The sequence below is a fragment of the Bacillus sp. AFS002410 genome (assembly GCF_002556365.1).
Classification (GTDB): Bacteria; Bacillota; Bacilli; order Bacillales; family Bacillaceae_G; genus Gottfriedia.
Window position 1 is genome coordinate 368,488 of record NZ_NUEU01000009.1, and the last position, 20,436, is coordinate 388,923.

Sequence of the window (20,436 nt, forward strand, 5' to 3'; positions counted from 1 at the left end):
TGGCAGTTCAAAGTTGATATATACAGTGGTTGGTCTAAGATATTGCTTTGCAAAAAAGAACCCACGGTATGATACGAACGCGGAGTCTCAATATTTTGTCCTCTAAAAGAGAGTGAATTTTATCAAATACCGTCCAAAAAAAGGGTTCCACAAATCGAATAGAATATAAAAAATACAATTGGAAGTGACATAAAAAAACCTAGAGCAAAGAACTTTCTTTTTGAGACAATCCAAAAATAAATGCCAATTAAAAGTGGTATAGCAACAACCACTCCTGCTGCGACAGGAAAACTGAATAAACCAATTCCCATAAAAGTAACAATGATCCCACTGAATGAAGTGAGAGTTCCAAGAAATAACCCTTTAAAAAAATCAGCAACTGGATGATGATCACGTCTATTTCCTGACAACCTCATCCCTCCTCCCTATTTTGCACTACCTATAAATATAGATAGTAGAATATTCAGAAAAATAGTATCATAGGGTTAGCAACATAACAATAAAATTTTTGGCATAAAAAAGGAAGTGATACTATAAACACACCTGTAATGATTCAGCTTTTTGGTATGGAACTTCATCCACATAGAGTTTTTGAAAGTTTAGCCTTTTTTATAGGATTTAGAGTATATATTAAGTTCCGCCGAAAAGAAACAATTAGTGAAGAAAAAACCGTTTATGTGCTAATTGGTGCAATTCTAGGTTCTCTTTTGGGTAGCCTTATTGTCGCTTCACTTCAGGACATTCCGAAATTGTTACACAGCATTCATAGTCATGGTTTATTTGGAATATTTCAAGGTAAAACCATTGTAGGTGGATTACTAGGAGGTATCATTGGAGTCGAGTTAAGTAAAAAACTTTGCAACCAAACACGTTCAACCGGTGATGATATGGTCCTCCCACTTTGTCTAGCAATGTGTATTGGAAGAATTGGTTGCTTCTTGACCGGTTTAACAGATGATACATATGGAATTCCAACATCAAGTATTTTTGGAATCGATGTAGGCGATGGAGTAAAACGTCATCCAACTTCACTTTATGACATTGCTTTTTTATGCTGTTTACTGTTCGTTATAAAATACCTGCTCAGACAAAAACCATACGAGGGTTTTCAATTTGCTATTTTTTCAGCCTCATACTTCCTGTATAGATTTTGTATTGAATGGCTGAAACCAACAATCAAGCCATATGAAGAAATGAGCAGTATTCAAATAACCTGTTTAATAGGCGTATTGTATTACGCTATATATTTTGTATATCAAAGAAGGAGAAAATATCGTGCCAAATCGTCCGTATACGTACACTGACTTTACACTATCTGTTTGTAGCAAGTGTTTACGAAAAGTAGAAGCAAAAATTATATATGAAAATGATTGTGTTTATATGTTAAAACGCTGTATGCATCATGGTATGGAGAAAGTCCTAATTTCTACAGATATCCCATATTATCAATTGTGTAGAGAATTTATTAAACCTAGTGAAATGCCTCATCGATGGAACACGCCAATTAAATATGGCTGCCCATACGACTGTGGTCTTTGCCCGGATCACGAACAGCATAGTTGTTTAAGTATTGTTGAAATAACAGATGTATGTAATTTACAGTGTCCAATTTGTTATGCAGATAGCTCGCCAAAACGAAATTCTTGGAAAGATTTAGAAACGATCAAAAGAATGTTTGATACGATTATTAAAAACGAAAAGGAAGCAGATGTAGTTCAAATCTCTGGTGGTGAACCTACAATCCACCCTCAATTTTTTGAAATATTAGATGAGGCAAAGAAGAGAAGTATTAAACACCTCATGGTAAATACGAATGGAATTAGGATTGCCACCGACGAAGCCTTCGTAAAAAGACTGGCAAGTTACAAACCTGGATTTGAAATCTATCTTCAATTTGATAGTTTTGAAGAGGAAACGCTTCTTGAGCTTCGAGGGCGTGATTTACGAGAAGTGCGTCAAAAAGCTATTAATAATTTAAATAAATATAATCTTAGTACAACACTGGTAGCCGTCCTAAAAAAGGGATTAAATGATCATGAAATAGGCAAAATCATTAAATGGGGCACAGAACAAAAATGTGTACGTGGTGTGACGTTTCAGCCTATCCAACATGCCGGAAGAACTGAAAACTACGACCCATCAACTGAACGCTTAACACTTAGTGAAGTTCGCCAAGAGATTATTAAGCAAAGCGAATTCTACTCAGAAGACGATATTATACCAGTACCATGTCACCCTGATAGTTTAGCGATGGGCTATGCTTTAAAAATGGGTGGTAAAATCACTCCGTTAACTAGCATCATTGATAAAAATGTGTTGCTTGAAGGCGAAAGAAATACAATTGTTTTCGAAAGTGATGCAGAATTACGTAACAAAGTTTTCAAGTTATTTAGTTTAAACCATTCCCCTCAAAGTGGGTTTCAAGGCTTAAAAGATCTACTATGTTGTTTACCAAAAGTTATTTTACCAAATGGAATGGGATACGAAAATGTATTTCGAGTTTTAATAATGAAATTCCAAGATAATTATGATTTAGATGTTCGTAGCGTAAAAAAATCATGCGTTCATTTTGTTACGACTGATGATAAGATGATTCCGTTTGATACATATAATTTATTTTACAGGGACGACAAAGAAGCATACTTAGAGACACTTCGAGAAGAAGTCATAAAGTAGGACAAAACCTCACTTAATAAGAGTGAGGTTTGCTTTTTTTATTTGTGATTCCGCTATTTTAATTGCGATTTGGCCATTTTTATTTACTATCATGGTTGTATTAACAGTTTCAGCTGTTTTAATGGCAGTTTTATCATTTTTATTTGCAGAGCACACAGTTTATTTGCAGTTTTGCTTATTTAAATTGCAGTTTCATTGAATTTATTTGCAGTTCTCCCTTATCTTAATTGCAGTTTCACTGAATTTATTTGCAGATTCGGCCTTTTTATCTGCACTTTTCCCATTTTTATTAGCAGTCCAGACAGTTCCATAAAAAAAATCCTATTTTGAAAATAGGATTTTTACTGATCATTTTTATTTAAGCGCAAACGTAAGTTCAGCTTCACAAGCTATTTGTCCGTCAACAGTTGCTACTGCTTTACCTTTACCAATTGGTCCACGCATTTTCACTAGTTCAACCTCTAGTCTTAACTGATCACCAGGTACTACTTGCTTTTTAAAACGGCAGTTATCGATACCAGCAAATAATGCAAGTTTCCCTTTATTTTGCTCCAGGCTCAATGCCGCAACTCCACCAACTTGTGCTAGAGCTTCTACAATTAATACCCCAGGCATTACTGGATAATCAGGGAAATGTCCGTTAAAAAACTCTTCATTAGCTGTAACATTTTTAATCCCAACCGCACGTTTACCTTCTTCATGCTCAATGATTCGATCAACTAATAAAAATGGGTAACGATGAGGAAGAATTTCTTTAATTGCTTTAATATCTAACATATTATGTAGTCCTCCTAATTTGTATAAATTCATTATGTTAATAAAAAAGAAGCAAGTCTTAAGACCAGCTTCTATGCGCTATCAATAATATACTATCCTATTTTGTAAGTTAACGCAAACCGTTCTTTTTAACTATAATCGTCAGTAAACAGGCTCTAAAATAGTTTAACTATTGATCGTCATAATTACTAAATATTCGTTATATCTACTATTGCTGACTCGTCCACATTTAAATTTTAGCAAGAAATAAATTCATTTTTAGCCTTCAATTGTATTTAAGCTTACGCATCATTTATATTTACAGAAAATTTTTAAAAATAAGATATTTTGTAAAGCATTTGACAGATTAAACAATCAGAATTTCTTAAGATTAAGGTAGAACAAGAAGTGTTAATGCGCCTAGGTTAGTAATGTATATCGTCCATTTTGTTTCTCGATAATTCCTTTTTCGCATAATTCATTCATGACATAAGAAACGCTTACTCGTGATGAACCAACCACATAGGCTAGTTCTTGATGAGTGAATGGAATCGATATCGTTATACCTTTAGTAGTTTCCTTTCCATATGAGGATGCAAGCTGTCTCAACATTGTTAAGACACGTTCTCCTACATCCGAAAAGCTCATTAGCTTCGTTTGGAGAAGTAATGCTGATTGTTTGTTGCTTAATGATTTTAGGACTTTTTGAATGAGTGTTGGCTCACTCATAACGATATCATAAAAGGATGATTTTGGAATTCGTAGGACACGTGCGGTCGATGATGTAGATGCATTGTAGCCAAATGCTTCATCTACCCATACATTTGATTCTCCTATTATATTTCCAGGACCAACGATATATAAGTGACGTTCAGCTCCATTAGGCGATAACAGATAAATACGGATCCGTCCCTCAAGGACGAGATACACAAACGGATGTCTCTCATCTTGTTGAAACAATAAGATTTCACGTGAAAATGATAATTCTTTACCTATCTCAAGAAAAGGCGTTGCAGTCCATTCACCTTGTTCAAACCATAAGGATTGATGATTCATATGTCACCTCGTATTAGTTATGTGTCTAAAAATGAAAACGCTATCAAAATAGTGAAAGGATGATTAAAATGATAAGCACATTTAATGAGAAACGCTCACTTTTTCCAACCTTAACGGAAACAATCCATTTATCAAGTTGTTCCCAAAGTGCCATTTCATTACCAGTGAAGGAAGGGATTCAATCCTATTTAACGAGTTGGACCGAGAAAGGTATGGATTGGGAAGGCTGGATGGATAAAGTCCATGAAGCAAAAGTTGCCTTCGCTACTTTAATAAATGCTTCTGTTGATGAAATCGCCGTCCTATCAAGTGTATCCGATGCTGCTTCATCTTTCGCATCATCATTGGATTTTTCTGGAAAACGGAATAAAGTTGTTACAACGGATATCGACTTTCCATGTATTGGTCACGTTTGGCTATCCCAAGTACCACGCGGGGCAAACGTCACATTTTTAGAAGAAAACCTTCATCAAATTCAAATCGAACAATATGAAAAAGCAGTAGATTCGAGCACCCTTATCACATCTGTGTCACATGTGTCTTATTATAATGGGTTTATTCAGGATATAAAAGCTATATCAAATATTACGAAAGCAAATGGATCACTATTATTTGTTGATGCCTATCAATCTGCGGGAAGTGTTCCAATAGATGTAAAAGAAATGGGAATCGATGCACTTGCAACAGGTGCACAAAAATTTTTACTAGGTATTCCTGGAATTAGCTTTTTATATGTAAGAAAAGAGTTAGCAGATGCACTAAATCCCCCTACGACTGGTTGGTTTAGTCGCGTAAATCCATTTGCATTTAATCCTCGTCTCCTTGATTATGCTGAAGGAACAAGACGATTTGACACTGGAACTCCAATGATGATAAATGCCTATGCAGCTGAAGCGGGTATTTCTTTATTAAACCAAATTGGCGTATCGGCTATACAAGATTACCTATCTTATTTATCAAGAGTTGCAATAGAAACCGCTCAAACGCTTGGGTTGACAGTAGTTAGTCCAACTGATTTATCCATAAAGGGCAGTAACACTGCAATTCGGGTAGATCAAGCTTCTGCCATTGAGCAATATTTAAAAAGAAAAAATATAATTGTCTCAGCTCGAAATGATGTTTTACGAGTAGCACCTCATTTCTACAATACGGATGAAGAAGTAGTACGTGCGCTCGAGGAGATTGCCGATGCAATCAATAACGGCTAACGATAAAGAATATTTTCTAAGTGCAATCAAAGTAATTGGTGGAACAATTTTAGTCGCATTAACCTATTATATCTTCCAATTACCAAACGGTATTGTTGCACCAGGACTTGGTGGTATTAGTATGATGCTTGTTAAAGTTATCCCTATTCCACTCGGACTTCTTTATTTTTTATTAAACATTCCTCTTTTTTTGATTGGATACAAAGCAGTCGGTGCAGCTTTTGCACTCTTAAGTTTAATCGGAATGAGTAGCTTATCACTTTTCTTATCTTTATTTGCTTCACTGCCTGGGTTGCACATTCCGATAGTAGGATGCCTGCTTGGGGGTTTACTGTCAGGGGTTAGTATTGGAATCGTTATTTTAGCAGGTGGTACAACTGGAGGTCTTGATATAGCCAGTGTAGTTATCAATCGAAAATACCCTACTTTTTCGATTGGGAAAACGATGATGATCATAAACGGAAGTGTCCTATTATGTTCTTTAATCGGAGGTGGATTACAGCAAACTTTCCTCACATTTTTTAGTATGCTACTCGCCGGAAAAAGTGTCGATTGGACGCTGAAACTTAGTAAACAATTTAAGAAAGGTGGCGAAACAATATGAATGAAAATAAAACTTTAATTGAACGAGAAGGAGGACTTAATCGTTCGCTTACTAGCAGCCAGCTTACCATGATTGGAATTGGCGGGGCAATTGGTACTGGTTTATTTATGGGAAGTGGTATAGCAATAGGATATGCAGGACCAGGTGTAATTCTAAGTTATATTATCGCTGCGTTCATTGCAGTTATAATGATGTTTAGTTTATCTGAAATGGCTGTTGTGCATCCAACAGCAGGTTCATTTGGAACTTATGCAGAAATGTATTTAAACCCTTGGGCTGGCTTTCTAATACGCTATACATATTGGGCTGCACAAGTTATTGCAATTGGCGGAGAAGCCGTTGCAGTTGGCCTTTATATGCAGTATTGGTTTCCTAGTATTCCTGTTTGGTTATGGACACTTGGATTTGGTGTAGCGATTGTCCTTATAAATAGTAGATCCGTTGCAAACTTTGGCCATATAGAGTATTGGTTCGCCATGATTAAAGTTGTAGCAATTGTATTGTTCATCATATTTGGTATTTCGCTTCTTTTCGGAATTGGTCACACGCACTCTATCGGATTTCACCATTATACAGATCAACACGGCTTCCTCCCTAATGGTTTTAAAGGAGTTTGGATGGCAGTGTTAATGGCAATCTTTAGTTTTTATGGCGTCGAAATTGTTGCAGTTACAGCCGGGGAATCAAAGGATCCAAATAAAGCAATCCCTAAAGCAATGAAGAGTATGGTATTACGTTTATTTCTATTCTATATATTATCATTAGGTATTATAGTTGCTGTAGTTCCTTGGATGCAAGCAGGTGCCCACCAGGTTTCTGGATCTCCCTTTGTAAAAATCTTTGAGAGCTCTGGAGTGAAGTATGCTGCCGGAATCATGAACTTTGTTATTTTAACAGCTGCATTATCTAGTATGAATACAAATTTATATTTAACATCACGTATGCTATTTTCATTATCTCGCGGTGAATATGCCCCAAAATCATTAGGGAATTTATCTAAAAATGGTACACCTGTAACAGCAATATTCATATCAAGCTGCGGGGTATTAATAGCAAGTGTCCTATCTATGTACTATCCGGATACTTTTAACAAATTATTCGGAATCTCTATCTTTGGTGGAATTCTAGTATGGCTTATAATCCTAATTAGCCATTTACGTTTTAGAAAAACGGTCCACCTTCATTATCAAGGGCCATTACCTGTTAAAGCACCGCTCTTTCCAGTTCTTCAGTGGGTCGGAATTCTTTTACTTAGTGGTATCTTAATTACGATGGCATTTTCACCTGATTGGAATTCAGCGTGGAAAATCGGTATTCCCTGGATTTTGATCGTATCAATTGGTTACTTGGTACAAAAAAATCGAAAATCAACATTATACAAGCCTAATTCAAATAATAAATCCGCCCTTTAATCATCGAAATATTGTTAGAAATTATCTATTAAACTTTAGTTAAGTAGTTCTTGTAAAAAAACAATAAAGACAGATTTAAAAGAAGTAAAAAACTTTTAAATCTGTCTTTTTATCGTCACAGTCAATGATCCACCGACTTCTCTACTCCCACAACTTTAAAAGTATGAAGCCCTCTAAAACTGATCGTAAGTCTCTACTATCGAAAGATCTAAGTTTCTTTTATTTTCCGAATAAACGATACCATCATATACCAAAATAATGATAATTAGGATCTTTATATAATGGGGTGCGTGCATTGCGAGTATTTTGGGTATTTCTATGTTTATTCGTACTAGAGATGTGTTTATTGGAAGTGATTGACCTATACAACGGTGATAGTTTTCCTCATCTACTAACAAATATAAAGCTAAGTAAAACCGAGCTTGTAGGTGAAGACTATGTTTTAATCTTCTTTTTCACTGTACCATTCGGCATTGCAAAGATTGTCTTGCAGTATATGAAAAACCTAAAGAAGAAGCGAAACCAAGAGCAGAATGCTAATCAAAATACGACTAATTAAAGCGAAAGAGAATGCAGTTTAGAAGTTCTAAGCTGCATTCTCTTTCGTTTTTGCTTTATTTTGAATTAATGCAATGACCAACAATACAAGAGGGATTAGGATTTGTAATGGTATATGTAAGAAATAAGGTACAATGTCTAAGCCCTCTTTATAATGCTCTAAATAATCGGGAGCCATCCAAACGGAACAAACTAACATAATCAGTGCAATTGGATAGGTAAGTGTATCAGCTTTTTTTATTTTAAATAAGTCCCCTGCTCCAATTACTGCACAAAAGAAAAAAACTGCTATTTTAATAAATCCTCCTATAACCATTATGACTACAAGAACTGAATCGAGTCGTTGAATAAAATCTGCAATGTTAATATAGCTTACTGATGTTAATATAGGATAAGTGGCTCTTTGTAGCGTATTTGCACCTAAAACACATATATTGAGCATTGTGATTAGTGTTAAAACCAATCCTACAAAGATTAATCCAGGAATACCAATCTTCCATGCATAATCTGGCTTCTTTAAATTTGGCAATAGCATTGTAAAAACTACCATTTCACCAAATGGGAAGGTTACTGCTAAAGGATAAGTCTCCATTAAGATTTTTTTCCAGCCCACTTCTAATACCGGTCTTAAATTATCTATTTTTATTAAACCAGCAATCATTTCAAATCCTATAATTGTAGTTGTAATGATAATAGTCAAAACAAATAGCAACTCACATGCTCTTCCAAATACCTCAAAACCCTTAAAGATCGCATACATAACCAAAAACATTAATAGTATGCCAATCGAAATAAGTGAGGAGGCATTATAAAGTGTTATAACTAGCAGTTCTTCAAAATCTCTAAGAACCCGAGCTCCAATATAGATAAAATATAGAATATAAATCATTGCTAGTATTTTACCGGTAAACTTACCTAATATAGATTGGATATATTTCGTAAAAGGTATTTCCGGGTACATTTCAAATAATTTAATATATATACAAAATATTAAGCATCCAGAACCCAAAGCGATTAATACACTAATCCAAGCATCCTGCATAGCTCCAGCTGCAAGTCCTACTAAAGTAGCGCTCCCCATCTCAAATAAAAATATAATACTAAAGAATTGGTAGGCACCAATTGATAATTTTCGATTCATTAGCATTCCCTTCTTTTCTAAAATGGATAAGCTTTTTTCCTCATACCTACATTATTTATTTGAACGTCTACATCGATTTTCACTTTTGCTTTTTTAAATTCATCATTCCAATTTTTCTCGTACTTTTTAAAGGATTTAGGATTTGCTAAATGTAACTTTTCTCCAAAGCCGAAAATATCCGCTCCATATCCTTGTGCTTCTTTAATTCCTTTTTCAATCGTCTGCTTGACAGCATTCTCACTTAAAACTTCATACTTTTTTAATGTTTTTGCTTGATCAAAATTGTCATTACAAAGTACCTCGTCAATAATTGCAATGGCTTTTACATTTAAGTGAATGATAGGTATGCCACCTTTCATCTTGATCTTTGTGGCCGTTTTCATACGAGTGATCTCCATCGAGTCAAACTCATTTTTGCTGCATTTTATTTGTACATTTGTTTCCTTAATTACATTATCAATCATTTGTACAGATTTCGCTGGAGGACCATCTAGCCAACCTACTAACCGCCCTTTTTTTATGACCCCTAGCCCATTTATCATGTTATAAGATGATTTTACCTTCGAAAAATTATCAAGTGTTTCCGATGTATCACTCTCGTCTTCTAAGGTTGCTCCATTGATGACCGGTTCTCTACCACTACTTGAGAGAGCAGAGATCACTTGGCGCATTTGAATTTCTTGGTTTTCTCCTAAAAGCGAAGATGTATTTTTGATTTTACCTACGATTGATTTAGCTGGTAATTTATCAAGTGCCGGTAAATTATTTAATACCTTATACACGCTATCATCTCTCGCAATAATAACTGGAATATTTACTCGAATTTTTGAATCTCTCTCGAATACATCAAAAATATAGTTTAATGTTTTTTCTTTTGCTAATTTTTCACCGATCACTACAAGTGCAACATGTGAATAGATATTTGAACGCGAGACACTTCTCGTTATATTTCGTGCTGCTTCTGAAATTGTTCTACCTTTATCTTGTAAAGAAATAATGGGTGTACCAATCGAACCTGTCTGAGTTGCAATCGCACTCGGATTAATGATTTGAAGAATCATATTATATTGGTTATCCTTAGGCAAATAGTCGACTCCCATAGCGACCACGATTGAAACACTGTTTAGTTCTTTATAGTTAGAACAACTCACTAAAAGTAAGCTAGTAATAAGAATTAAGATTATAAATTTTCGTTTCATCACTTATTCACCGCTTCTTTGCTCATCAATGGTTTTTGGATTACCTTGACTAGGTACCACTAAAATTGTATCCTTTTGACTTTTAATACGGAACGGCGCAAATGGTGCAAAATAAGGTTCACCAAAGGAACGAAGGCTACACATATGAAGTAAGATAATTAATCCACCTACCAGCATGCCAAATAATCCGATATAAGCCGCAGCTATTAGTAAAGTAAACCTAAGAATCCTTGCCGCAATTGACATATTATAATAAGGAATAGTAAAGCTAGCAATCGCTGTAATTGATACGATAATTACCATCGACGCAGATACAAATCCCGCTTGTACTGCTGCTTGACCTAAAATTAAGGCTCCAACAATTGAAAGCGCCTGTCCAACCGCTCTTGGCATTCGAATTCCGGCTTCACGTAACACTTCAAAAACCAGCTCCATACCAAGTGCCTCGACAATTGCCGGTAAAGGTACTCCTTCACGCTGCGAAGCTAAGCTTACTAATAATACCGTTGGAATTACGGCTTGATGGAATGAAGTAATCGCAATGAAAATTCCGGGTGCAAATAAAGCGACCCAAAAAGATAGATATCGTAGCATTCTTAAAAATGTACCTATATATGAGCTTTGGTAATAATCCTCTGGAGATTGAAAGAACTGTGTAAACGTAGCTGGTAAAATCAAAACAAATGGTGTTCCGGCTGTGAAAATAGCAACACGCCCCTCCAATAAGTTACCTACTACAGCATCTGGTCGCTCTGAGTTAAGCATTGTAGGAAAGATGGTCTTTTGATCGTTCTGAATATAGTTTTCGATATAGCTTGATTCTAATATTACGTCTACATTAATTGCCTCTACACGATGTTTTACTTCTTTTAATAACTCTTCATCTACGATACCTTTTATATACATAATCTCTACATCAGTTCTAGTTATTTCGCCTATTTTCAACGACTCAATCCGTAATGCTGGATGCTGAATTCTATTTCGAATAAGAGATGTATTTGTACGTAAGCTTTCCGTGAAGCTATCCTTTGGCCCTCTAATTACAGTTTGAGTTGATGGTTCTGATATACTTCTAGTTTGCACCATTTTTGTACAAGCAACTAAGAAATTACTATCGTGATCCAAAAGAATAACAGTGTCTCCTATTAATAATCCTGATAAAAGATTTGTATAACTTGATTGTGATTTTAAACTTGAAACAGCAATCACGCTCTTTAATCCATTTTCTAAATCTGTTAATGACAGAGTTGTTTCTTTCTCCCTATTAATTTTCACGATTTTATCGATTATTCCATCATTCACTAGCTTCTCATTTGAAATTCCGTCAATATGAATCGTTGCAAAAGAATATTGCATACCTTCGCCAAGGGTTTCGTGACGAATGACCAAATCGGAGCTATCACCAAAATCGTCTTTAATTCTTTTTATATTTTCTAAAATGTCCTTACTTAAAGAACGTGATATATTACTCTGAAATGGAATTTTTTTATTAGTTGCTGCACTATTGGTTTCTTTGTAATTAAACATGTTTTACCACCGCCCCATTATCATGGCTTATTATTCTTATACTTTTTCCAAATTATTTCATTTAATGTATTGTTTTCTAAACCAATCTATTTTTTCCACATGCTTGGCGCACCAAAAAAGTGGCCATCTCAATGAGACGCCACTTTTCATTAATAAAATAAACATATTTAATTTCCCACACTAGTTCGCTTGTGTTTTCTTGGTTTTGCCCTCACAGCACACCAAGTTATACAACTTTTTCAAAAGTCTATACTTTCCGTTTTAAATGGTTAATCAATAAGCATTAAAATTTTCCTATAAGCTTTAACAAAGGATTTACAGCCTGTCGACCGATTGAGTAATAGTGAATATTTGTGTTTTTAATTCTATCTAGTTCAAAGCAATTACGTCCATCAATTATTAGTGGTACTTTCATAAATTCCTCATATAGTTGGAGATCGAATTGTAAGATTTCTTCCCACTCCGTCAAAATTAATGTAGCTTCTTTATCAAGAATGGCATGTTCAATATTTGTTGAATAGCTTATGGAGTTACCGAAAACCTTTCTTAACTCTGGTAAAGCACATGGATCATATACTGTAATTTTAGTATTTTCTTTCAAGAACTGGTTAATTAACGTAATCGATGGGGCATGTCGTATATCATTCGTATTCGGTTTAAAGCTAACTCCAAGCAATGAAATTTCTTTATTAGTCAAATCACCTAAAATAGATTTTGCAACTTCAAATAATTTAAGCTTCTGTTGGTTATTTATAGTAATGACTGATTTTAACAACTTTAAGTCTACACCAACTAACTCAGCCTCTTTCACTAAGGCAGTCGTATCCTTTGGAAAGCAAGATCCGCCATATCCAATCCCCGCATTTAAAAACTTTGAACCAATCCTATGATCTAACCCAATCCCCTTTGCAACATGCTCAACATTAGCTTCTAAATTTTCACAAACCATAGCAATCTCATTTATGAAACTGATTTTAGTAGCTAAAAAAGCATTCGAAGCATACTTTATCATCTCTGCACTTCTTACATCTGTTACATAAATAGGTAGGTTAAATGGTTTATATAATTCCTCAACCAATTCTGTCGCAGCTTGACTCTCTGAACCAATGATAATTCGATCTCCATTAAATAGATCGTATAAAGCAGACCCTTCCCTTAAAAACTCTGGATTTGAGATGACGTCAATGTTTAAATGCTGTAGTGCATTTTCGTTCATAATTTCCTTAACAATCTCGTTCGTTCCAACAGGTACCGTGCTTTTAATGACAACCATAAGATTTCTTTTAGCATTCATTGCAATATCCTTTGCAACCACTTTTAAATAACTCAAATTCGCTGTTCCATCTGGAAGCTCTGGCGTCCCTACTGCAATAAATATGATATCTGCCTGACTATAAGCTAATTGATAATTTGTCGTAAACTTAATCCTCTTAAGTGATATATTTTCTACTAATGCTTCTTGCAAGCCTGGTTCAAAAATTGGACAAATACCTTTTTGGAGCAAATTAATTTTTTCATAGTCAATATCAACACATGTTACATTGTAACCAACTGTAGCAAATGAAACTCCTGTTGAAAGGCCAACATATCCCGTACCAGCAACAACAATGCGCGTCATGTTTCATCTCCATCCTATAAAAGTTCTATAAAGATAAAAAACACTACTTATGTAAAATCTATATGATTGTTAAATTTGCTTTTAATTACGGTTCATATTTCTATTGGTCTACTTTTGATCGAGATTTATTTTTCATAACTTTTATTTCTATAAACTAGAAGTTTGAGAGCTTTAAGTCCTTAAAACATATGTATAAAGGGCCTAGCCAATTCTCGATTTACAATTTCTTTAATTTAATTTTATAAATGGCTATTTAATCAATAACATGATACATTCCTTTTCTCTATCGCAAACATGACTACCTTCTAGTTCGTATTAATTTTACAAAACCTAAACATTTTTATAACAAAAACGAATCTTCACTTTAAATTTAGACATAAAAAAAACTCGCCAATTGGCGAGTTTTTAGGCGAAGATCACATATACTTATAAAACTACGTCGATTTTCCTTAATACATAAAAAGTGCACCCCAAATCTTAGACAATGTCTAACATTTGGGGTGCACTCCGGATAGGCTCAGAGATGTTTATTTTAAGTAACGGCTCGGAACCTTATCAATGTTTTCTAACATAATACCAGTACCAACTGCAACACATTGCATTGGGTCTTCAGCAATGAAAACAGGAACTCTTAATTCTTCAGCAAGTAAAGTATCTATACCATGAAGTAACGCTCCGCCCCCAGTTAGAATAACTCCACGATCAATAATATCAGCTGATAATTCAGGTGGTGTACGTTCTAGTACTGTTTTTGCAGCTTGTACAATTAAGTAAACTGGTTCACTTAATGCTCTTTGAACTTCATCAGATTGTACAGTAATTGTACGAGGTAAACCAGTTACCATATCACGACCACGGATATCGATTGTTTCATTTCTAGCACCAGGGAAAACAGTACCTACTTCAATTTTAATTTGCTCTGCAGTACGTTCTCCAATAAGCAGTTTGTATTCACGCTTGATATAGTTTAAAATCTCCATATCAAACTTGTCCCCTGCCATTTTAATTGAAGAGGCGGTGACGATATCTCCCATCGATAAGACAGCGACATCGGTTGTCCCACCGCCAATATCAATTACCATGTTACCACTTGGTTGGAATATATCCATTCCAGCTCCGATTGCAGCAACCTTTGGCTCTTCTTCAAGATAAACTTGTTTACCGCCGCTCTTTTCAGCAGCTTCACGAATTGCTTTTTGTTCAACAGATGTGATGTTTGTTGGACAACAAATCAAAATACGCGGTTTTGACATAAAACCTTTTACATCTAATTTATTTATAAAATGACGTAGCATTGCTTCAGTAATATCAAAGTCAGCAATTACCCCATCTTTTAATGGGCGAATTGCAACGATATTACCAGGTGTACGACCTACCATACGGCTTGCTTCTTCACCTACTGCTAAAACTTTACCGCTACTACGCTCTATTGCAACTACAGAAGGCTCGTTTAAAACGATTCCTTTACCTTTTACATGTATTAAGACATTGGCTGTACCAAGATCTATTCCGATATCCTTAGAAAACATTCCTTTTGGCTCCTCCTTATTCACTATACTCATGAGCAGTTCCCCGAATACGTTCCATACCAAAATATAATTTTACCATAAACAACTGCTTTTAGTAATTAATTATTTGTGAATAGGAGGTTAAATATTTCTAATTTTGTTTTCAAGGCTCAGAAACATTATTTCGTTACTTTTTCAACGTCTTCTTTTTGATACTTTTGCTTTGTAGCCTCTCCACCGCGTAAGTGACGAATTGATTTGTGATAGTCCAATATTTCTTTAACTTCATTTGCCAAATCTGGATTTATTTCCGGAAGGCGTTCTGTTAAATCTTTGTGTACTGTACTTTTTGATACTCCAAACTCTTTAGCTATTACGCGTACGGTTTTCTTCGTCTCCACGATATATTTCCCAATCTTGATCGTTCTCTCTTTGATGTAATCGTGCACACTACTCTCCTCCTCTAAATGGATGTGAGAAGCGTGAAATGAGACTCGTTTTGACTGACTTAGCTGCTTTTTTTCCTGCTCTGACTGACCTGCTGAGTTACACTTATTTTGACTAGGTAGAAAATCCACGATCCCTCACCTCAAACACCTCTTTGATGGGTTTATAACATTGTATTAGGGAAAGTTTCTAACTATGCACAATTATCAGAAAAAAACAAGTGCCCAACACATATGGGGTTTGATTCCCATGTGTTAGGCACTTTGTGAAATGATTAATTATTATCGTGAATTATCAGTTGGGTCTGAATCTGTATTAGATGAATCGCCTTGAGTATCATCTGAAACATTTCCAGAAGTATTCATTGTACTAGAATCTTTAGCTTCACTTTTAGTCCCTTCAGAACTAATGATTGAAGATACTTCTTGTCCTTGGTATTTCTCTGGATTAATTGCTACACCATCTTTACGTAATTCATAATGAACATGAATGCCACTTTCTTTACCGATTATAGCAGTACCAGCAGTTCCAAGTACTTGACCTTGTGAAACAGTAGTTCCTGGTTCAACACTAACAGATTTTAAACTTTGGTAGTATGAAACTAATCCATTACCACTTTCTACTACAACTACATAACCTAGCTGAGCATCTTTTTGAGCTTTTGTTACAGTACCGCTAAGAGCTGCAGTTACATCAAATTCTTTTCCATCATTTGCAACTAAATCCATACCAGTATTGATCGTAAAGGTATTACTATCCATTTGAATTAAAGATGCTTGTTGCTCATCTTTTGACGCTGAGTCATCATAGTAGTGACTTTTAACTTGAACTTCTTTATCCTTCGCAACTGGGTAAGTTAATTTTTCCTCTGGCTGTGAAGTTGGAATTGCATCTGGCTCTCTTGTATCAACAGTAGTTCCAGTTTTTGTTGGAGTTGGAGCATTACTGTATTGGTACCATAACGCACCCGTTAAAATTACTGCTGCACTTACTAAATAAATTGCTGGTACTACCCAACGCTTTCTTAACATCTTAACAACCTTTTGAGAAGTTTTTTTGTTTTGTTCCTCTCTCATCCTTATCACCTCTGCAATCATTGTCAACAGATTCCAGAAATTATATACGCAATTTAGAAAATTTTAGTTCGACAAAATTCTTATTTTTCAACACAATTTGAAAACAATCCACAATTTATTATAAAAATATTAACAAATGAAAGCGATTTATCCACAATTCCACAACGGTTATACACAATAATTGTGGATAAGTTAATAAATTCAATTATGAATATGAAAAAATATTTTTCTTGCATTTTTCTTTTTTACAAAATATAATCACACTACAAGCTTGTACGATGTATTAAAAACTTAAACTTTAAAAATTAATTCAGTCATTATATATTTTTGCGTTGATGAAGAAGAGTAGATTATATGGATGTTTCAGAGAGCTGACGGTTGGTGCAAGTCAGTACGGACATATTTTTGAATGGGCTTCTGAGCACCCAAACCGAACCCTTAATTGTGCAGTAGGCTTTGGCGGACGTCTCACCGATAAAAGGGACGGGTATTCAAACACATGTTTCGATACTGCTTTTTGTCACAAGGTAGTTCATTGCATTTGTTTTGATACTGCAAAGTGAGTCTAAAACGGTTTTAGGCTAATTAAGGTGGCACCACGGGAGTCCTCGTCCTTTTTATAAGGCGGGGACTCTTTTTTTGTACCCAAAAATTAAGGAGAGAAGATAAAATGAAATTTACTAAGAAAAGCTTCGCATCAATTACTTTATTACTTACATTGGCACTAGCAGGCTGTGGACAACAGTCTAATCAGACTGCCAGCAAATCAAATGATCATACACTACACCTAATGGATACTTCAGATATCGTTAGCCTTGATAGTTCATTAGCCTTGGATGGTCCATCGTTAAATGCACTTAATAGTGTTATGGAAGGTCTTTATATGCCAAATGAAAAAGGAGAATATGTTCCAGCAGCAGCTTCGTCTTATAAAGTTAGTGCGGATGGAAAAGTTTATACTTTCACTTTAAGAGATGCTAAATATTCGAATGGTGATCCTGTAACTGCACAAGATTTTGTTTTTGCAATGAAGCGTGCAGTTGACCCAAATACAAAAGCTCAATTTGCATACGATTTATATGATATTGAAAATGCAAAAGAAATTAACCAAGGAAAACTGCCTGTGGATAAACTTGGGGTAACTGCAATAGATAAAAAAACATTACAAATTAAACTAGATCGCCCTATTCCTTATTTCATTCAATTAACTAGTTTACCAATGTACTTCCCACTTAATGAAAAATTCGTTAAAGAACAAGGTAGTAAATATGGTCTAGAAGCAAATACCACTTTATATAATGGCCCTTACGTAGTAAGTAAATGGAATCATGAAGTTGGATTTACAATGACTAAAAACCCTCAATACTATGATAAAAAGAACGTATCTGTGGATAAAATTGACGTTAAGATTATGAAAGAAACTTCGACAGCTGTTAATCTATATGAAACTGGCGAACTCGATCAAGCAATTATTGATTCTAGCGTAATCGATCGTTATAAAGGTAATAAAGAGTTAAATAAACTAGCAATGCCAATCGTGTCTTATATTAGCTTTAATCAGAAGAATCCATTACTAGCAAATCAAAAAATGCGTAAAGCTATTGCTAACGGCTTTAATAAAGAGGATATTAGTACAACACTATTAAATGATGGTTCAATTCCTACAGACCGAATCATCCCTAAAGGTTTAGTAAAAAGCTCAAAAGGTGTAGATTTCGTTAGCACAACATCTCACCCATCTACAGTTAATTTAGAAAAAGCAAAGTCACTTTTTAAAGAGGCATTAAAAGAGAGTGGTAAATCAAAAGCTAGTATTTCATTACTAGTTAGCGATAGTAATACTTCACGCAAAATCGGTGAATATCTTAAAGCACAATTAGAAACAAACTTAAAAGGTTTAACAGTTAATATTACTGTTATGCCTGCACAGCAAAAATTCGAATTACGCCAACAAGGAAACTATGATCTATCATTAGATACATGGGGTGCTGACTATCCAGATCCTACAACTTATTTAGAGTTATTCACATCTAAATCAGCTTTAAATGTATTAAACTATAAAAACAAACAATATGATGAATTCTTACAGAAAGCTAACACAGTAAGTCTACAAAATGAAACTGAAAGAACCCAGCTTCTTCATAAAGCAGAAGACACTTTACTAAATGACGCTGCTATTGCTCCTGTCTATCAAGCAGGATATGTTTACTTGCAAAAGCCTAACGTAACAAATATAAAAGTTCGTCCATTTGTAGGCTATTTTTATTATAAGTATGCAAACAAGCAAGGATAAAAATTACGAAGACCGCTACGGTTAGACCTGAATTACTGCAATTCCATTCGTAGACTTCATTAAATTAAATGACTCTGCAAGAACAATTTTATACCATATCCCCCTCTAATTAGACTAATTTTAGTTTAATTAGAGGGGTTTTTAATTAAATGCAAAAAAAACGGACCCAAAGAGTCCATTTTTAATCCTGCCTATTTATCTATCCGTCAAAGCTTCCCTAATGCTTCGTAATCGTTCTTACTCAGCTTCTGAATAGCTATTCCCTTGTAATAGTACTTAACAATCTCATCATATGTTTTACCTTGTTTTGCGAGTTCATTTGCTCCGTATTGACTCATGCCAACTCCGTGTCCAAAGCCTTTTGTTGTGATGATGATTTCGTCGCCCTTACGCTCCCATGTAAAGTCTGTTGAACGTAGGTTCAGCTTTTCTCGGATTTCTTTACCAGTTAGCGTTTTATTTCCAAACATTACTTTTGCCACACGTTTACTTTGTGTTCTTGATGTTACTTTCCCTATGTCGGACTTATTAATTTTAACATTAAGTTTATTTTCGAAGTCGCTTATGGAGAATGCTACTGTAGAAATATAGTCAGGTGCAATAGAATCCCATGGGCTTGGTACGCTTTTTAAGTATGGTACACTACTGCTCCAATATTCTTCTGAGTTTTCTGTGTAGCCATTACTTGAAGAGAAGAATGATGCTGTAATAGGTTGTCCATCGTATGTTAATATTTGTCCTTCAGTGGCTTTTACTGCTTTTTCTATTTTTGCTATGCTTACATCGTAATTAGATCCAAATCTTTTCTTTAAATCATCACGGTCCTGAAAGACTTGGAATTGAACAGTATCATCTACTATTCCACCTTCTTCAAGCGGCTTACCTTCTTTTAATCTCTTGATAATAAATGTTCTTGCACTTAAGCTTTGTGCTTTTAATGCTTCTGGTTCAAATTTTGCAGGCATTTCTGAAGCCACAACACCTAAAACATATTCCTCGATTGGTAATTTTTCAACTTTTTGTGTTTTCGTTCTAAAAACAGAGATACTTAAATTATCATCTTTGTTCGCTGCTGCAACTTGATTTGCTTTTTTCTGTAGCTGATCAACCAACCTACCGTCTGTATGGCTATGAAATGGTAGAACAAGTAATGTTGGGATAATAATAACGACTGAGCAAGTAGTTAATCCTGCAGTGACCAATGTTTTAAATGACTTCATATTTTCCTCCTATCCATTCCTAAACAACTTTATATGACAATTTTCAACTAATTGCCCTTTCTAAAGATAATTTATGCAGATGGACAAGCATTTAGAACAATATCGATCTGTTTTCAAATTAAATTATTCTAATTAAA

Annotated in this window: 18 protein-coding genes and 1 other annotated feature; of the genes, 7 read left to right on the plus strand and 11 right to left on the minus strand. The window is 34.8% G+C overall.

Annotated features, from left to right (window positions below):
- Positions 1 to 122: 122 nt before the first annotated feature.
- The gene (locus CN692_RS09400; protein WP_098118893.1) at positions 123 to 410 is read right to left on the minus strand and encodes a hypothetical protein; all 288 of its coding nucleotides are present in this window, start codon (positions 408 to 410) and stop codon (positions 123 to 125) included.
- A gap of 138 nt (positions 411 to 548) precedes the next feature.
- On the opposite strand from CN692_RS09400, the gene CN692_RS09405 reads away from it, so the two are divergent.
- Both CN692_RS09405 and CN692_RS09410 read left to right on the plus strand, forming a co-directional pair.
- Positions 549 to 1,304, plus strand: coding sequence for a prolipoprotein diacylglyceryl transferase (locus tag CN692_RS09405; RefSeq protein ID WP_098118894.1), 756 nt, complete (start codon positions 549 to 551; stop codon positions 1,302 to 1,304).
- Complete coding sequence (locus CN692_RS09410; RefSeq protein ID WP_098118895.1) at positions 1,276 to 2,676, plus strand: radical SAM protein; 1,401 nt, start codon at positions 1,276 to 1,278, stop codon at positions 2,674 to 2,676. The genes CN692_RS09405 and CN692_RS09410 overlap by 29 nt, the downstream gene beginning before the upstream one ends.
- Positions 2,677 to 3,030: 354 nt before the next feature.
- Here the strand turns inward: CN692_RS09410 and fabZ are convergent, their stop codons facing one another.
- Complete coding sequence (gene fabZ / locus CN692_RS09415) at positions 3,031 to 3,453, minus strand: 3-hydroxyacyl-ACP dehydratase FabZ (protein WP_098118896.1); 423 nt, start codon at positions 3,451 to 3,453, stop codon at positions 3,031 to 3,033.
- A 399-nt stretch (positions 3,454 to 3,852) separates the two neighbouring features.
- Positions 3,853 to 4,488 (minus strand): Crp/Fnr family transcriptional regulator, encoded by a 636-nt coding sequence (locus tag CN692_RS09420; RefSeq protein ID WP_098118897.1) that lies wholly within the window; start codon positions 4,486 to 4,488, stop codon positions 3,853 to 3,855.
- A gap of 68 nt (positions 4,489 to 4,556) precedes the next feature.
- Between CN692_RS09420 and CN692_RS09425 the strand changes: the two genes are divergently transcribed.
- The 4 genes from CN692_RS09425 (at position 4,557) to CN692_RS09440 (ending at position 8,271) form a co-directional block, all read left to right on the plus strand.
- Positions 4,557 to 5,696 carry an aminotransferase class V-fold PLP-dependent enzyme gene (locus tag CN692_RS09425; RefSeq protein WP_098118898.1) on the plus strand — a complete coding sequence of 380 codons (1,140 nt, stop codon included), beginning with the start codon at positions 4,557 to 4,559 and terminating at the stop codon, positions 5,694 to 5,696.
- Positions 5,677 to 6,300 (plus strand): YitT family protein, encoded by a 624-nt coding sequence (locus CN692_RS09430; protein ID WP_098118899.1) that lies wholly within the window; start codon positions 5,677 to 5,679, stop codon positions 6,298 to 6,300. Before CN692_RS09425 ends, CN692_RS09430 begins: the two co-directional genes overlap by 20 nt.
- Positions 6,297 to 7,712: an amino acid permease gene (locus CN692_RS09435; protein WP_098118900.1), complete on the plus strand. Its 1,416-nt coding sequence runs from the start codon at positions 6,297 to 6,299 to the stop codon at positions 7,710 to 7,712. The genes CN692_RS09430 and CN692_RS09435 overlap by 4 nt, the downstream gene beginning before the upstream one ends.
- A gap of 295 nt (positions 7,713 to 8,007) precedes the next feature.
- Positions 8,008 to 8,271: a hypothetical protein gene (locus CN692_RS09440; RefSeq protein ID WP_098118901.1), complete on the plus strand. Its 264-nt coding sequence runs from the start codon at positions 8,008 to 8,010 to the stop codon at positions 8,269 to 8,271.
- Between the two features lie 27 nt (positions 8,272 to 8,298).
- On the opposite strand, the gene CN692_RS09445 is transcribed toward CN692_RS09440, so the two are convergent.
- From CN692_RS09445 to CN692_RS09475, 7 genes are all read right to left on the minus strand, one after another.
- Complete coding sequence (locus CN692_RS09445; protein WP_179874403.1) at positions 8,299 to 9,411, minus strand: GerAB/ArcD/ProY family transporter; 1,113 nt, start codon at positions 9,409 to 9,411, stop codon at positions 8,299 to 8,301.
- A gap of 17 nt (positions 9,412 to 9,428) precedes the next feature.
- Positions 9,429 to 10,610 carry a Ger(x)C family spore germination protein gene (locus CN692_RS09450; protein WP_098118903.1) on the minus strand — a complete coding sequence of 394 codons (1,182 nt, stop codon included), beginning with the start codon at positions 10,608 to 10,610 and terminating at the stop codon, positions 9,429 to 9,431.
- A gap of 3 nt (positions 10,611 to 10,613) precedes the next feature.
- Complete coding sequence (locus CN692_RS09455) at positions 10,614 to 12,137, minus strand: spore germination protein (RefSeq protein WP_098118904.1); 1,524 nt, start codon at positions 12,135 to 12,137, stop codon at positions 10,614 to 10,616.
- A gap of 283 nt (positions 12,138 to 12,420) precedes the next feature.
- Positions 12,421 to 13,755, minus strand: coding sequence for a UDP-glucose dehydrogenase family protein (locus tag CN692_RS09460; RefSeq protein ID WP_098118905.1), 1,335 nt, complete (start codon positions 13,753 to 13,755; stop codon positions 12,421 to 12,423).
- A 527-nt stretch (positions 13,756 to 14,282) separates the two neighbouring features.
- A complete protein-coding gene (locus CN692_RS09465) occupies positions 14,283 to 15,284 on the minus strand; it encodes a rod shape-determining protein (RefSeq protein ID WP_098118906.1) in 1,002 nt (333 codons plus the stop codon).
- A 158-nt stretch (positions 15,285 to 15,442) separates the two neighbouring features.
- Positions 15,443 to 15,712, minus strand: a complete 270-nt coding sequence (spoIIID, locus tag CN692_RS09470; protein ID WP_025569002.1) for a sporulation transcriptional regulator SpoIIID — start codon at positions 15,710 to 15,712, stop codon at positions 15,443 to 15,445.
- 279 nt (positions 15,713 to 15,991) lie between these two features.
- Positions 15,992 to 16,786, minus strand: a complete 795-nt coding sequence (locus tag CN692_RS09475) for a M23 family metallopeptidase (RefSeq protein ID WP_179865462.1) — start codon at positions 16,784 to 16,786, stop codon at positions 15,992 to 15,994.
- A gap of 323 nt (positions 16,787 to 17,109) precedes the next feature.
- Positions 17,110 to 17,405 (plus strand) — a binding site (T-box leader).
- 51 nt (positions 17,406 to 17,456) lie between these two features.
- Here CN692_RS09475 and CN692_RS09480 point away from each other — a divergent pair.
- Positions 17,457 to 19,079 carry a peptide ABC transporter substrate-binding protein gene (locus CN692_RS09480; RefSeq protein ID WP_098118908.1) on the plus strand — a complete coding sequence of 541 codons (1,623 nt, stop codon included), beginning with the start codon at positions 17,457 to 17,459 and terminating at the stop codon, positions 19,077 to 19,079.
- 206 nt (positions 19,080 to 19,285) lie between these two features.
- On the opposite strand, the gene spoIID is transcribed toward CN692_RS09480, so the two are convergent.
- Positions 19,286 to 20,299: a stage II sporulation protein D gene (gene spoIID / locus CN692_RS09485; protein ID WP_098118909.1), complete on the minus strand. Its 1,014-nt coding sequence runs from the start codon at positions 20,297 to 20,299 to the stop codon at positions 19,286 to 19,288.
- Between the last annotated feature and the right edge of the window lie 137 nt (positions 20,300 to 20,436).

Coding starts and splice junctions, on each gene's coding strand:
- CN692_RS09405 (WP_098118894.1), top strand. CDS start 549: ATGATTCAGCTTTTTGGTATGGAACTTCATCCACATAGAGTTTTTGAA.
- fabZ (WP_098118896.1), bottom strand. CDS start 3,453: ATGTTAGATATTAAAGCAATTAAAGAAATTCTTCCTCATCGTTACCCA.
- CN692_RS09420 (WP_098118897.1), bottom strand. CDS start 4,488: ATGAATCATCAATCCTTATGGTTTGAACAAGGTGAATGGACTGCAACG.
- CN692_RS09425 (WP_098118898.1), top strand. CDS start 4,557: ATGATAAGCACATTTAATGAGAAACGCTCACTTTTTCCAACCTTAACG.
- CN692_RS09430 (WP_098118899.1), top strand. CDS start 5,677: ATGCAATCAATAACGGCTAACGATAAAGAATATTTTCTAAGTGCAATC.
- CN692_RS09435 (WP_098118900.1), top strand. CDS start 6,297: ATGAATGAAAATAAAACTTTAATTGAACGAGAAGGAGGACTTAATCGT.
- CN692_RS09445 (WP_179874403.1), bottom strand. CDS start 9,411: ATGAATCGAAAATTATCAATTGGTGCCTACCAATTCTTTAGTATTATA.
- CN692_RS09450 (WP_098118903.1), bottom strand. CDS start 10,610: ATGAAACGAAAATTTATAATCTTAATTCTTATTACTAGCTTACTTTTA.
- CN692_RS09455 (WP_098118904.1), bottom strand. CDS start 12,137: ATGTTTAATTACAAAGAAACCAATAGTGCAGCAACTAATAAAAAAATT.
- CN692_RS09460 (WP_098118905.1), bottom strand. CDS start 13,755: ATGACGCGCATTGTTGTTGCTGGTACGGGATATGTTGGCCTTTCAACA.
- CN692_RS09465 (WP_098118906.1), bottom strand. CDS start 15,284: ATGTTTTCTAAGGATATCGGAATAGATCTTGGTACAGCCAATGTCTTA.
- CN692_RS09475 (WP_179865462.1), bottom strand. CDS start 16,786: ATGAGAGAGGAACAAAACAAAAAAACTTCTCAAAAGGTTGTTAAGATG.
- CN692_RS09480 (WP_098118908.1), top strand. CDS start 17,457: ATGAAATTTACTAAGAAAAGCTTCGCATCAATTACTTTATTACTTACA.
- spoIID (WP_098118909.1), bottom strand. CDS start 20,299: ATGAAGTCATTTAAAACATTGGTCACTGCAGGATTAACTACTTGCTCA.